Here is a 12,248-nt window from a genome sequence, read left to right as displayed (position 1 = left end):
GTTAAAACCCACCCGTAGCATGCTCTTCACGGTTTTCGATGGGGTGCCGGATCGCCCTAAGCTAGCCCCATGACTTCCACTGAAGAGTTCCGCATTGAACATGACACGATGGGCGAAGTCCGCGTCCCCGTGAACGCACTGTACCGCGCGCAGACGCAGCGGGCAGTGGAGAATTTCCCTATTTCCGGCAAGACCCTGGAACGCGCGCACATTGAAGCGCTGGCCCGGGTCAAGAAGGCTGCCGCCCAGGCCAACGCTGAACTGGGTGTGCTCGACGGCGAGCTTGCCAAGGCCATCGCCGACGCCGCTGATGAGGTGGCTGCCGGGAAGTACGACGGCGACTTCCCCATCGACGTCTTCCAGACCGGTTCCGGCACGTCCTCGAACATGAACACCAACGAGGTCATCGCCGAGCTTGCCACCCGTGCCCTGAAGGCCGCCGGCAGCGACAAGGTTGTCCACCCGAACGACCACGTCAACGCCTCGCAGTCCTCCAACGACGTCTTCCCGACGTCCGTGCATGTAGCAGCGACCTCCGCCCTGATCAACGACCTCATTCCTGCTCTCGGCTACCTGGCCGAGTCCCTGGAGCGCAAGGCCGTGGAGTTCAAGGACGTCGTCAAGTCCGGCCGCACCCACCTCATGGATGCCACCCCGGTGACGCTCGGCCAGGAGTTCGGCGGCTACGCCGCGCAGGTCCGCTACGGCATTGAGCGCATCAACGCTTCCCTCCCCCGCGTCGCCGAGGTTCCCCTGGGCGGCACGGCCGTGGGCACCGGGATCAACACCCCGGCCGGTTTCCCGGAGCGGGTTATCGAACTGCTGGCCACGGACACCGACCTGCCCCTGACTGAGGCCCGCGACCACTTCGAGGCCCAGGCCAACCGCGACGGCCTCATCGAAGCATCCAGCCAGCTGCGCAACATCGCTATCTCCTTCATGAAGATCAACAACGACCTCCGGTGGATGGGCTCAGGCCCCAACACCGGGCTGGGCGAGATCGCCATTCCGGACCTGCAGCCAGGTTCCTCGATCATGCCCGGCAAGGTCAACCCGGTCATCTGCGAGGCGTCCATCATGGTGGCCGCCCAGGTCATCGGCAACGACACCGCCATCGCCTGGTCCGGCACTAACGGCGCCTTCGAGCTGAACGTTGGCATCCCGGTCATGGCCTCCAACCTGCTCGAGTCCATCCGCCTGCTGGCCAACACCAGCCGCGTAATGGCGGACAAGATGATCGACGGCATCACCGCCAACGTGGAGCGCGCCCGCTTCCTCGCCGAGGCTTCCCCGTCCATCGTCACGCCGCTGAACAAGTACATCGGCTACGAGAACGCGGCCAAGATCGCCAAGACGGCCGTGGCCGAAGGCCTCACCGTCCGCCAGGCCACCGAGAAGCTCGGCTTCGTTGGTGACGGCGAAGGCAAGGTCTCCGAAGCAGACCTTGAGAAGGCCCTGGACGTCACCACCATGACGGCCCCGGCCCACAAGGCCTAAGCTCCCACCGCCTCCCTGGCTTCGGAGGCGCCCCTTACGACGGCGGCCGGTACCTTTCACACGAAAGGTACCGGCCGTCGTCGTTCCTTTGAGTTTTTGTCCAGATATGCAGGCTTCGCCTGCTCGGAACCCTGCATATCTGGACAAAAGCTCCATCACGTCTGCCGCTAAACTTGCACTGGGCTTATCAAAGTGCAAAACTTCACTTCATGAGTGAAAGTGCAGTTATTGAGGGCGGCCTCCGTGAACGGAAGCGCGCCGCTACACATGCAGCGATCACTGCCGCGGCACGGGCACTGACGGGCGAACGGGGCCTCAACGGTTACACGGTGGAGGAAGTGTGCCAGCGCGCCGACATCTCCCGCCGCACGTTCTTCAACTACTTCCCCACCAAGGAAGATGCGATCATCGGCCACGCGGACGATGAAATCCCCGCGGACGTCATCGCGGAATTCATCGAAGGCGGCGCTTCGTCCCCTCCCGGCGAGATCTCCCCCACCCTGTTCCAGGACCTGGTGCGGCTTTCCCTGCGGCTTTCCGAGGACATGGCCGCTTCCGAGGAGGAAACCCGGCAGCTGATCGCCGTGGTTAAGAAGGAACCCCAACTGATCCTCAGGATCATCGGAATCACGGAACAGCGCGAAGCCCAGTTCGCCCGCGACGTCGCCCGCCGCGAAGGCGTAGCCGCCGACCATCCCGTGGTGCAGATGGCTGTGGTGCTGCTGGGCACCATCGCCCGCAAGAGCAGCATGGCCTACTTCTCCGACGGCAACACCCGGCCCTACCGGGACCTGCTGATGGAGAACATCACGGCCGCCAGCACACTCTTCTCCCAGCCCCTCGGGCACCCTGAAACCCCCGCCGCAGAAGGACAACCATGAGTATCGCCGTCAGTAAGAGGACAACAGCAGCGGGCCCCCTGCTGCTGACCCAAAAACGTATCTGGATCATCTTCTCGGCGCTTATTGCCGGCATGCTGCTCTCGAGCCTTGACCAGACCATCGTCTCCACCGCGATGCCTACCATCGTGGGCAAACTGGGCGGCGTGGAACACCAGGCCTGGATCACCACCGCGTACCTGCTCGCCACCACCATCGTGATGCCCATCTACGGCAAGTTCGGCGACGTCCTCGGCCGCCGGAACCTGTTCCTTGTAGCCATCGCGTTGTTCACGCTCGCCTCGGTGGGCTGTGCCCTTGCCACCGATTTCTGGGGCTTCGTGATCTTCCGGGCCATCCAGGGCCTGGGCGGCGGCGGCCTGATGATCCTCTCGCAGGCGATCATTGCCGACATCGTGCCGGCCAAGGACCGCGGCAAGTACATGGGGCCCCTGGGCGCCATCTTCGGCCTTTCCGCCGTGGCCGGCCCCCTGCTGGGTGGATTCTTCGTGGACCACCTGACGTGGGAATGGGCTTTTTACATCAACATCCCCATCGGCATCGCAGCCTTCGCCATCGCATGGTTCACACTGACACTGCCAAACAAGAAGGCTGAAAAGCGGATCGACATCCTGGGTGTGGTGCTGCTGTCCGCAGCCACCACCTGCCTCATCTTCTTCACCGACTTTGGCGGAAAGAAGGACGAAGGCTGGGATTCGCCCCTCACCTGGGCCTTTGGTGCCGGCATGGTCCTGTCCGCCGCAGCCTTCGTTATGGTGGAGCGCCGGGCCGAGGATCCCATCATCCCGCTGAGCCTGTTCCGCAACCGGATCTTCGTCAACGCCACGGCCATCGGTTTCACCCTTGGACTGGGCATGTTCTCCGCGATTGCTTTCGTCCCCACGTTCCTGCAGATGTCCTCCGGCACCTCTGCGGCCGAGTCCGGCCTGCTGATGCTGCCGATGATGGCGGGCCTGATGGGCACCTCCATCTACTCTGGCGTCCGGATCTCCAAGACCGGCAAGTACAAGCTGTATCCCATCCTGGGAGCGGCCTTCACCATGGCTGCGATGCTTTGGATGACCACCCTCGCTGCCAGTACACCCATCTGGATCATCTGCGTCCAGCTGTTCATCTTCGGAGCCGGCCTGGGCCTGATCATGCAGGTAGTGGTCCTTGTGGTGCAGAACTCCGTCCCCGCGGACCAGATAGGCACCGCCACGAGCACCAACAACTACTTCCGCGAGGTGGGCGCGGCTATGGGCGTCGCAGTCTTTGGTGCCATTTTCACCAACCGCCTCTCGGAATCCCTCACCAGCGCCTTCACCGGCGCAGGTGCGTCGGCGGACCAGGCTGCCCAGTCCACCAGCACCCTGGACCCGCAGGCGCTGAGCCAGCTTCCGGACCAGCTGCGTGATGCGATTGTCAACGCCTACGCCGAGTCGCTCGCCCCGGTCTTCTGGTACCTGATCCCGTTCATCGCGGTTGCCTTGATCCTGGCCGTCACGCTGAAGCAGATCCCCTTGTCGGACACTGCCGGAATGGTGGCCCGCGGCGAAGCCGTGGGCGGCGAGGAGGCCGAGCGCCTTGCCGCCGGCCTGCCTGCGTCAGCGTCGGAGGGAAAGCCGGCGGCCGCTGGGCTGCCGGACAATGCCAAGGACGACGACGGCGAGCTGGTCTCCCAGCGCAACTGACCGACGTCGTACCGTCAGCCTGCATGCCGCCGGCTGCCGTCAAAGCCAGCAGGGGCGCCGCAATCTTTGGGGGTTGCGGCGCTCCCGCGCTGTCCCCAAAAGGATTGCTTGGTGCGGACGGTCAGGGTTCGAAGTGGGCGGCGTCGGCCGGAGCCAGGGCGCGGTGGATGCTGGTGAGGTGCCCGGGCATCAGCTCAGGGAGCTCATTGACGCCGAACCAGCCCACTGCCAGGGACTCGTCGTCATTTACGCGGGCGGTCCCGGAGACGTAGCGGCAGCGGAACACCACGTCCAGGAACTCGCACACATCGCCGTTGGGGTAAGTGATCGGACCCACAGCCCCCACAGACACAAGCCGCTCCGGTTCCGCCACTACAGCCGTTTCCTCAAAGATCTCCCGCACCAGGCCTCGCGCTGGCTCCTCCCCCGGCTCCAGCATTCCGCTGACCAGCGCCCACTGTTTGTTGTCGGCCCGCTGGGCGAGTAGGACGCGCCCCACATCATCGATCACTACGCCCCGAACGCCGGGGACCCAGAGCGGATCGTTGCCGATTTTCTTGCGGAGTTTCAGGATGTAGTCAGGCGCAGGCATCCCGCCAGCCTACCGAACTGCCGGCCAGCTCTACCGGCACGGAGATAAGTTCAGGGCCACATGGCAGGTTGGGTCATGCCGGCAGCAGCATGGCCGCGGCTGCACCGGCGAGCATAAACGGTCCGAACGGGATGGACGATTTCAGCGTCCCCCTGCGTGCAGCCAGAAGGGCGATTGACCAGAGCCCGCCGAGGAGGAAAGCCAGGAACGTACCTGCAAACAGATGTCCCCAGCCGAGATAACCGAGATACATCCCCAGGACGCCAGCGAGTTTCACATCCCCGAAACCCATGCCGGGCGGATACGCGAACCGCAGGATGAAGTAGAAGAGCCACAGGATGGCGGCACCAGCCACAACCCGGAGCGCCGGTACAGCCATCAGTCCCGCGACGGGACCGGCAGTGCCCTGGCCTGCGGCGGCGCCGGCCCCGGCTCCCGCAAAGGCCGCTGCCGCGAGGAGCAGGACACCGGCCACGGCGTAGGAGGGGAAGACGATCCGATTGGGCAGGAGGTGATGCCGGACGTCAATCACCGTGAGCCGGACGGCCATCACCGCGAAATAGGCGCAGGCAGCAAGCACCAGCCAGAAGGCCAGCGGAGTGTCCTGCCATAGTTCGCCCAGTCGTTGGATCACCCTCGGATGCTACTGGATTTCCGCCCGCCGCCGCACCGCCCGCGCGTAAACTGTGGATATGGCGACGTGGGACTCCCGGCACCGGATGGATCCGGACGGCACTACAGCCGCCGCGCACCCTGCCTTGTTCCGGAACCTTTGCAGGTCCTCGCCCTGGAAATGGCAGTCCCTGCGCTTTGAGTATTGGGATGAGCCCTTCGCGGATGCGCCTAACCCGACGGCGTCCCTGGTGCGGGCGTGGCTTCGGCGGCCGGGCGCACTCCGTCTTGAAACCGCGGATGGACTTGTCCTGCACAGCACCACGGGAATCAACGATTCCCGTGACGGCCTCTACGTCAGTGCCACCCGGAAGTCCTGGCTTTTGCCACCGCACCTGGTGACGCCCGTTTACGACGACCATGGCCTGGTGCGCAGGCGGCCGGAAGCAGCCTATGGCGAGCCAGGGTTCGGCAACGGGCGGTTCTCCGCGGCCTTGGATCCTGTGGAACTGGCCGGGAACGCTCCTGTGCCTCTGGAGTTTCCCGGCAGCAATGCCGTGGAGATACAGGAAGTCCGGCAGCAGGAGCACGAAGGCCGCCCTGTCCTTGAAGCAGTTGTGGTCCCTACAGCCGCATATCATCCGGCCCATCCGGCAGCGCCGCTATGCCTTCCCGGCAGATCCCGGATCAGGGTGGATCTGGGCACCGGCGTATGCGTGGCGAGCCAGTCCCTGGAAGCCGGGCCGGAGGAATACGGCCACTGGCTGCGCATCATCGCGGTGGACGAGTACATGCTGGATGACCTCTTCCTGGCCCAGTCAATGAGTCTTACCGACGTCCGGCAGCACATCACCTGGGACGTCCCCGCCTGACTGTGACAGGCCGCGGCAGGGCGCATCCGCTAGGCTTCGCTGATGACATCACTGAGCGACGTTTGGCCACTTTTCGGCCTGAGGCTGGCCACACCGCGGCTGGAACTCCGCCCCATACAGGACCAGGAGATTCCTGCCGCCGTTGCAGCAGCAAGGAGCGGCATCCACGAGGCGGGCAGGAGCCCGTTCAGCACTCCGTGGACAGAGCTTCCGGCAGATGAACTGGCGCCCAACATGGCCCGCTGGTACTGGCGCTGCCGGGCCGAATGCTCCCCCGAATCCTGGACCCTGCTCCTGGGCATCTGGCATGAAGGCGCCTTCATCGGCTGCCAGGACGTCGGCGCGAAGGATTTCGCCGCACTCAAAACCGTCACCACCGGTTCCTGGCTGAAGCAGTCGATGCAGGGCCGCGGGTTCGGCAAGGAGATGCGCGCCGCCGTCGCCCTCTATTCCTTCGACTGGCTGGGCGCCGAAGTAGCAGAGTCCGAAGCAGCCACGTGGAACGAAGCCTCCCTCGGCGTCTCCCGCTCCCTCGGCTACGAATTGAACGGCACCACCAGGAATGCCTGGGGCACCAAGGTGGAAACAGTCCAGCACGTCCGCCTCACCCCCGAGACGTTCAAACGCCCCGACTGGACCCTCCAAGTCGAGGGCCACGAACCTGCAACTGCGTTCCTGAAGGTCACCTGAGCGATTTCGCCATGGCTGGGTTCGTCCGCCCCCAGCGCTTCGCCGTCGCTTAGGTTCGCCGCGGCCGGGTCCGTCCGCCCCCAGCGCTTCGCCGTCGCTTAGGTTCGCCGCGGGCGGGTTCGTCCGCCCCCAGAGCTTCGCCGTCGCTTAGACACCTCCCGCCGCGCTGCTACGGTCGCTGAGCGACCTGCGCAACGCTCTGGTCGGCGATGCGCTCCTACGCGAAGCACTGGGACCGGACGTGTGCCGGGCCTCACCCCGCGGGAGGAAACGCGTGCACAAGTCGGTCCGCGGCCCTTCTCGTAGGAGCGCACCGTTTGCGTCGGGCCAATGCGCCCCTACGCGTCGGACGTCTGTGAAGGTCCGTCCCGAATGACGAAAGACGCGCACACGTCGGGTTACGGTCCTTCGTGTAGGAGCGCATCGCGGCGCATCGGGCTCCGGAGGTCGCCCAGCGACCGGAGGAGCCCCTATGCGACGTAAGCGGCGTCCCGAGGGACCCGAGGCGAGCTTGCGAGCCTTGGGAAGGGACTTCCGCGCTAAGCGACGGCGAAGGGCCGTGGCCCGGCGAACCCGACCACGGCCCCTCGCTCAGGACGACTTAGCCTTCGAGCAGTTCTGTTACCAATGCTGCGATTGGCGAGCGTTCTGAACGGGTCAGGGTGATGTGGCCGAAGAGGGGGTGTCCTTTTAGGGTTTCGACGACGGCGGCGATTCCGTCGTGACGTCCGACGCGGAGGTTGTCGCGCTGGGCGACGTCGTGGGTCAGGACGATCTTCGAGTTCTGGCCGATGCGGCTCATGACGGTCAGCAGGACGTTCTTTTCGAGTGACTGGGCCTCGTCAACGATCACGAAGGCGTCGTGGAGGGAACGTCCGCGGATGTGGGTGAGGGGCATAACCTCGAGCATGCCGCGGTCCATGACTTCCTCCACCACTTCCTGGCTGACCAGTGCTCCGAGGGTGTCGAAAACCGCCTGCGCCCAAGGGTTCATCTTCTCGGACTCGGAGCCGGGCAGGTAGCCCAGTTCCTGGCCGCCCACGGCGTACAGGGGCCGGAAAACGATCACCTTGCGGTGCTCCCGGCGCTCGAGAACCGCTTCCAGGCCGGCGCACAAAGCCAGGGCTGACTTGCCGGTGCCTGCCCGGCCACCGATGGAGACGATGCCGACGGCGGGATCCATCAGCATGTCGATGGCGAGCCGCTGCTCCGCGGAGCGTCCGTGCAGTCCGAACACGTCGCGGTCGCCCTTCACCAGGCGGACCTGCTTGTCCGGGCCTACCCGGCCGAGCGCGGAGCCGCGGTTGGACAGCAGGACCAGGCCGGTGTTGACGGGCAGTTCCGCTGCCGCCGGAATAAACACCGGTTCGTGGCCGTAGAGCGTGGAGATCTCCTGCTCGCCGGCCTCCACCTCGGCCACGCCGGTCCAGCCGGAGTCCTTCACCAACTCGTTGCGGTATTCGTCGGCGGTGAGCCCCATGGCTGAAGCCTTGACCCGCATGGGCAGGTCCTTGGACACCACGGTGACGTCCCGGCCTTCGTTCGCGAGGTTCTTTGCCACCGCGAGGATACGGCTGTCGTTGTCGCCGCTGCGGAACCCCAGAGGCAGCACCTCGGCGGAGATGTGGTTCAGTTCCACCATGAGGGTGCCGCCGTCGTCGCCGATGGGGATCGGCTGGCTCAAGCCGCCGTGTTTGACCCGAAGATCGTCAAGGAGCCGGAGCGCCTTCCGCGCAAAGTAGCCAAGTTCGGGGTCGTGCCGCTTGGCCTCAAGCTCGGTGATGACCACCACCGGCACAATCACCTCATGCTCAGCAAAGCGCAGCAGCGCGCGCGGGTCGGACAGCAGGACGGAGGTGTCGATCACGAAGGTGTGGATGTTGGCTTCCCTTCCGGAAACAGCAAAACCGGCCGCAGCATCTTTCGCTGCGCCGGTTTCTGACGTGGCTCGCGTGGCGCGAGAGGTAGCTTTCCCGCCCTGGCCGAAAAGGACCTCGGGCAGTTGTTCAGAAGTAGCCACATCGACTCCAGCCCCGGGCGCATGCCCGGATTTGTTAGTGGTGAGGCGGCTCGGCCAAGAGGCCGGGTCCGGCCTCCCATACAACCGGTGCGATGTCTCGCTCCATGTACTGGCCTCCCCGATCAGCCGGCGGTTTTGCCTGCTGATGGATATAACGTAAATCCATCGGAAGTAATTTCCGCAACCATTACGCGGCGATTCCTGTTGCAGCCGTGTGAACTGTGGGTGAACCGGAATGTCAGGTGCCGAAGCGGCGCTGCCGGCCTGCATAGTCCCGGAGGGCGCGCAGGAAGTCCACTTTGCGGAATGCCGGCCACAGCGCCTCGCAGAAGTAGAACTCGCTGTAGGCGCTCTGCCACATCAGGAACCCGGAGAGCCGTTGTTCGCCGGACGTGCGGATCACCAGGTCCGGATCCGGCTGGCCCCGGGTGTAGAGGAACCGTGAGATATCGTCTACGCACAGGTCGTCGGCGAGCTTGCCAATGTCGGCGCCCTTGGCGACGGCGTCGTGCAGCAGTTCCCGCACTGCGTCAACGATTTCCCGGCGTCCGCCGTACCCCACCGCCACGTTGACATGGATCTTTTCCCGGACCGGGGTGCGTGCCGTGAGCTTGTTCAGCCGCTCCGCAAGATAATCCGGCAGCAGCTCAGGTGCCCCCATGGCGTGCACTGATATGTTCGCGTCGTCGTCAAGCCGGTCCAGGGTGTTGGCGATGATGCCCATAAGGAGGTCCAGTTCTTCGCTGGACCTGTTCATGTTGTCGGTGGACAGCATGTACAGCGTGACCACCTTGACCCCAAGTTCCTGGCACCAGCCAAGGAATTCGTGGATCTTGTCTGCGCCTGCCTGATGGCCTTGGCTGGTGGGCGCGTTGAACTGTTTGGCCCAGCGCCGGTTGCCGTCCACCATCACACCAATGTGCCGGGGGATGCGGTCGCGCGCGAGGTCCTTGAGCAGCCGGCGCTCGTAAAAGCCATAGAGGAACCCGGGCAACTCCACGCGGCCTCTCACCTGACTTCCTTGCTGTACGTTCGGCTTGCACATCCTAGGCTACCGTCCGGCGCCGACGGGGACGGTCTTCTGCGCGCCGCCCGGCACCGAGCCCTTATTACCCACGGGTAACTTACCGGCCCGTAAGTTATTCTGGAGCCATGAACAGCGACACCCCGGACGGTCCCCGGACGCCGCAGCGCAAGGACATTGCAGGCGCGGGAGCCAGCGCGGAAACGAACGCCGGCACCTCCCCCATGGACGACGCAGCCGTGCGCCTGGCCGAGCTCCTGATGATCAAGCCGAAGTGGCGCGGCTGGATCCACACCGTGACGGCTCCACTGGCACTCGCGGCGGGAATTGTCCTCGTCCTCCTGGCTCCGACCGTTGACCGCAAGATCACGTCGGCCATCTACGCGGCCACTGGAGTGCTGCTGTTCGGTGTCAGCGCCGTGTACCACCGAGGCAACTGGTCCCCGCGGGTAAAGATGACGCTCAAGCGGCTGGACCATACCAACATCATGCTGGTGATCGCAGGCAGCTACACGCCGCTCGCCTGGACCCTGCTGGAACGGCCCCAGGCCGTCCTGCTGCTGTGGGTCATCTGGTCAGGTGCAATTCTCGGCGTGTTGTTCCGGCTGCTCTGGACCCAGGCACCCCGCTGGCTGTACGTTCCGATCTACATCGCCCTCGGCTGCGGCGCACTGTTCTATCTTCCGCAGTTTTTCCAGGCCAGCGCGCCCGCCGCCGTCCTCATCTGCGTGGGCGGCGTGCTGTACATCACCGGCGCGGTCTTTTACGCCCTAAAAAAGCCCAACATCAGCTACCACCACTTTGGCTTCCACGAACTCTTCCATGCCTTGACCGTGGTGGCCTTCGCTGCGCATTTCACAGCCATAGCCCTGGCAGTGCTCAGCTAGCGCTGCCAGGGGCTGTCCGGAACCTGCCAGGCGGCATCAAGGGCCGGATAAGGCCTTGGAGGAGCCCGGGAGACCTAGTGCCGGCGGTTTCCCGGATCAGCGTCCGCGCCGCCGTCGGCCGGGCCCTGGTAGGAGTCGTTGGCAGCTGAACCGGCACCGGCAGCAGGCCCCGCCGGTCCGGAATCCGCCTCTGCAGCCTCCGCCGCTTCAATGTCGGCGGCAGCTGCCGCGGCAATGCGCTCCTCCTCCACCTGGGCCCGGTAACGGACCCGGCGGATGCGGCGCACCATATCAACGATCAGCAGGGCCGTGGCTACCACAAAGAAAGCCGTCATGATGAAGCCCAGGAGGCCCGGCGTTACCTGGTCCTCGGAGATGCCCTCACGCAAGGAGGGCGTGGGCAGGGGCGAGGGGGTGGTAGCCAGGCTGAGGAGCAGACGTTGCACGTTGAATACCTTCTATGGAACGGGTGTCAGCAGGCAGCAAATTCGGCGGCCCGGATCCGGGCGCATCTTCTACACGGCATAGAAATGCCTGCCGCTTCTATCTTAGCCCCGCGAACAGGTCCTTCTCCGGGAGCTCGGACGGCACCCGCGACCGGATGAGTGAGTAATCTTCCCAAGGCCACGCCCGGCGCTGCATTTCCGGAGATACGGCAAAAAAGAACCCCAGCGGATCCACCTGTGTACGGTGCGCCCGCAGGGCGTCGTCGCGCACTTCGAAAAAGTCTCCGCAGTCCACCTGCGTGGTGGTGGGGTGGGGGGCCGGCGGCGGAGTGTGGCCTTCGGCGTCGGACTCCAGCCATGCCGCGAGCCGCTCGGCGTAAGGGGACTGGAGGCCCGCTTCCTCGAGGGCGAAATGCAGCGCGCGGAATCGTTCCGGACTGAAGGCGCGGTCGTAGTACAGCTTGCCCGGTTCCCAGGGTTCGCCGGCGTCCGGATAACGGGCAGGATCACCGGCCGCGTCAAAAGCCTCAACGGCAACCCGGTGCGCCATGATGTGGTCCGGGTGCGGATAGCCGCCGTTCTCGTCATAGCTGAGGATGACGTGGGGCTTGAAGGAGCGGACCAGCCGCACCAGCGGGGCGGCCGCATGGTGCAGCGGCAGGGTGGCGAAGGACCCGGCCGGCAGGGGCGGAAGCGGATCACCTTCGGGCAGGCCCGAATCCACAAAGCCCAGCCACCGCTGCTTGATCCCCAGGATCCGGGCTGCCCGTTCCATCTCCAGGCGCCGGGCCCCCGCCATGTCCCGTTTGGGATGAGGCTCGCCTTCCACCGCGGGGTTCTGGATGTCCCCGCGTGAGCCGTCCGTGCAGGTGGCCACCATCACCTCCACCCCCGACGCCGCGTACATGGCCATCGTGGCCGCACCCTTGCTGGACTCGTCGTCGGGGTGGGCATGGACGGCGAGCAGCCGGAGCGGTGCGTGGGAGTTACTGGACGCTGTCATCGAAGGACGGCTCCTTATTCTTCATTGCGGCGT

12 protein-coding genes are annotated in these 12,248 nt (G+C 65.1%); 6 read left to right on the top strand and 6 right to left on the bottom strand.

The window, feature by feature from the left end:
* Window positions 1-69 precede the first annotated feature (69 nt).
* The 3 genes from G6R19_RS09265 to G6R19_RS09255 all read left to right on the top strand — a co-directional run bounded on the left by G6R19_RS09265 (window position 70) and on the right by G6R19_RS09255 (window position 4,069).
* Entirely contained in the window at window positions 70-1,497 is a 1,428-nt protein-coding gene (locus tag G6R19_RS09265) for a class II fumarate hydratase (protein ID WP_163164271.1), read from the top strand.
* Between the two features lie 209 nt (window positions 1,498-1,706).
* On the top strand, window positions 1,707-2,378 hold the full coding sequence (locus G6R19_RS09260; protein WP_163164270.1) for a TetR family transcriptional regulator: 672 nt from the start codon (window positions 1,707-1,709) through the stop codon (window positions 2,376-2,378).
* Window positions 2,375-4,069 (top strand): MDR family MFS transporter, encoded by a 1,695-nt coding sequence (locus G6R19_RS09255; RefSeq protein ID WP_163164269.1) that lies wholly within the window; start codon window positions 2,375-2,377, stop codon window positions 4,067-4,069. The genes G6R19_RS09260 and G6R19_RS09255 overlap by 4 nt, the downstream gene beginning before the upstream one ends.
* 121 nt (window positions 4,070-4,190) lie before the next feature.
* On the opposite strand, the gene G6R19_RS09250 is transcribed toward G6R19_RS09255, so the two are convergent.
* Both G6R19_RS09250 and G6R19_RS09245 read right to left on the bottom strand, forming a co-directional pair.
* Window positions 4,191-4,661: an NUDIX domain-containing protein gene (locus G6R19_RS09250; RefSeq protein ID WP_163164268.1), complete on the bottom strand. Its 471-nt coding sequence runs from the start codon at window positions 4,659-4,661 to the stop codon at window positions 4,191-4,193.
* A gap of 73 nt (window positions 4,662-4,734) precedes the next feature.
* Complete coding sequence (locus tag G6R19_RS09245; RefSeq protein ID WP_163164267.1) at window positions 4,735-5,295, bottom strand: A24 family peptidase; 561 nt, start codon at window positions 5,293-5,295, stop codon at window positions 4,735-4,737.
* A 58-nt stretch (window positions 5,296-5,353) separates the two neighbouring features.
* Between G6R19_RS09245 and G6R19_RS09240 the strand changes: the two genes are divergently transcribed.
* Window positions 5,354-6,145 carry a hypothetical protein gene (locus tag G6R19_RS09240; protein ID WP_205484348.1) on the top strand — a complete coding sequence of 264 codons (792 nt, stop codon included), beginning with the start codon at window positions 5,354-5,356 and terminating at the stop codon, window positions 6,143-6,145.
* A gap of 42 nt (window positions 6,146-6,187) precedes the next feature.
* A complete protein-coding gene (locus tag G6R19_RS09235) occupies window positions 6,188-6,835 on the top strand; it encodes a GNAT family protein (protein WP_163164266.1) in 648 nt (215 codons plus the stop codon).
* Between the two features lie 601 nt (window positions 6,836-7,436).
* Here the strand turns inward: G6R19_RS09235 and G6R19_RS09230 are convergent.
* Together G6R19_RS09230 and G6R19_RS09225 are read right to left on the bottom strand one after the other, a co-directional pair.
* Window positions 7,437-8,855, bottom strand: coding sequence for a PhoH family protein (locus G6R19_RS09230; RefSeq protein ID WP_163164265.1), 1,419 nt, complete (start codon window positions 8,853-8,855; stop codon window positions 7,437-7,439).
* A 238-nt stretch (window positions 8,856-9,093) separates the two neighbouring features.
* Window positions 9,094-9,855 carry an isoprenyl transferase gene (locus G6R19_RS09225; RefSeq protein WP_163164650.1) on the bottom strand — a complete coding sequence of 254 codons (762 nt, stop codon included), beginning with the start codon at window positions 9,853-9,855 and terminating at the stop codon, window positions 9,094-9,096.
* A 248-nt stretch (window positions 9,856-10,103) separates the two neighbouring features.
* On the opposite strand from G6R19_RS09225, the gene G6R19_RS09220 reads away from it, so the two are divergent.
* Window positions 10,104-10,766 carry a hemolysin III family protein gene (locus G6R19_RS09220; protein ID WP_240341829.1) on the top strand — a complete coding sequence of 221 codons (663 nt, stop codon included), beginning with the start codon at window positions 10,104-10,106 and terminating at the stop codon, window positions 10,764-10,766.
* A gap of 74 nt (window positions 10,767-10,840) precedes the next feature.
* On the opposite strand, the gene G6R19_RS09215 is transcribed toward G6R19_RS09220, so the two are convergent.
* Complete coding sequence (locus tag G6R19_RS09215; protein WP_163164264.1) at window positions 10,841-11,212, bottom strand: hypothetical protein; 372 nt, start codon at window positions 11,210-11,212, stop codon at window positions 10,841-10,843.
* A 97-nt stretch (window positions 11,213-11,309) separates the two neighbouring features.
* Window positions 11,310-12,215 (bottom strand): mycothiol conjugate amidase Mca, encoded by a 906-nt coding sequence (gene mca / locus G6R19_RS09210; RefSeq protein WP_163164263.1) that lies wholly within the window; start codon window positions 12,213-12,215, stop codon window positions 11,310-11,312.
* Between the last annotated feature and the right edge of the window lie 33 nt (window positions 12,216-12,248).

This window comes from Arthrobacter sp. Alg241-R88, assembly GCF_900537115.1.
In the GTDB taxonomy this organism is placed as follows: Bacteria; Actinomycetota; Actinomycetes; order Actinomycetales; family Micrococcaceae; genus Arthrobacter.
The sequence above is the reverse complement of the archived record's forward strand: the minus strand, read 5'-3'. Positions and strand labels throughout refer to the sequence as shown.

Excerpts from the sequence above, each read along its gene's own strand:
- G6R19_RS09265 (WP_163164271.1), top strand. The coding sequence starts at position 70 with ATGACTTCCACTGAAGAGTTCCGCATTGAACATGACACGATGGGCGAA.
- G6R19_RS09260 (WP_163164270.1), top strand. The coding sequence starts at position 1,707 with ATGAGTGAAAGTGCAGTTATTGAGGGCGGCCTCCGTGAACGGAAGCGC.
- G6R19_RS09255 (WP_163164269.1), top strand. The coding sequence starts at position 2,375 with ATGAGTATCGCCGTCAGTAAGAGGACAACAGCAGCGGGCCCCCTGCTG.
- G6R19_RS09250 (WP_163164268.1), bottom strand. The coding sequence starts at position 4,661 with ATGCCTGCGCCTGACTACATCCTGAAACTCCGCAAGAAAATCGGCAAC.
- G6R19_RS09240 (WP_205484348.1), top strand. The coding sequence starts at position 5,354 with ATGGCGACGTGGGACTCCCGGCACCGGATGGATCCGGACGGCACTACA.
- G6R19_RS09235 (WP_163164266.1), top strand. The coding sequence starts at position 6,188 with ATGACATCACTGAGCGACGTTTGGCCACTTTTCGGCCTGAGGCTGGCC.
- G6R19_RS09220 (WP_240341829.1), top strand. The coding sequence starts at position 10,104 with ATGGACGACGCAGCCGTGCGCCTGGCCGAGCTCCTGATGATCAAGCCG.
- mca (WP_163164263.1), bottom strand. The coding sequence starts at position 12,215 with ATGACAGCGTCCAGTAACTCCCACGCACCGCTCCGGCTGCTCGCCGTC.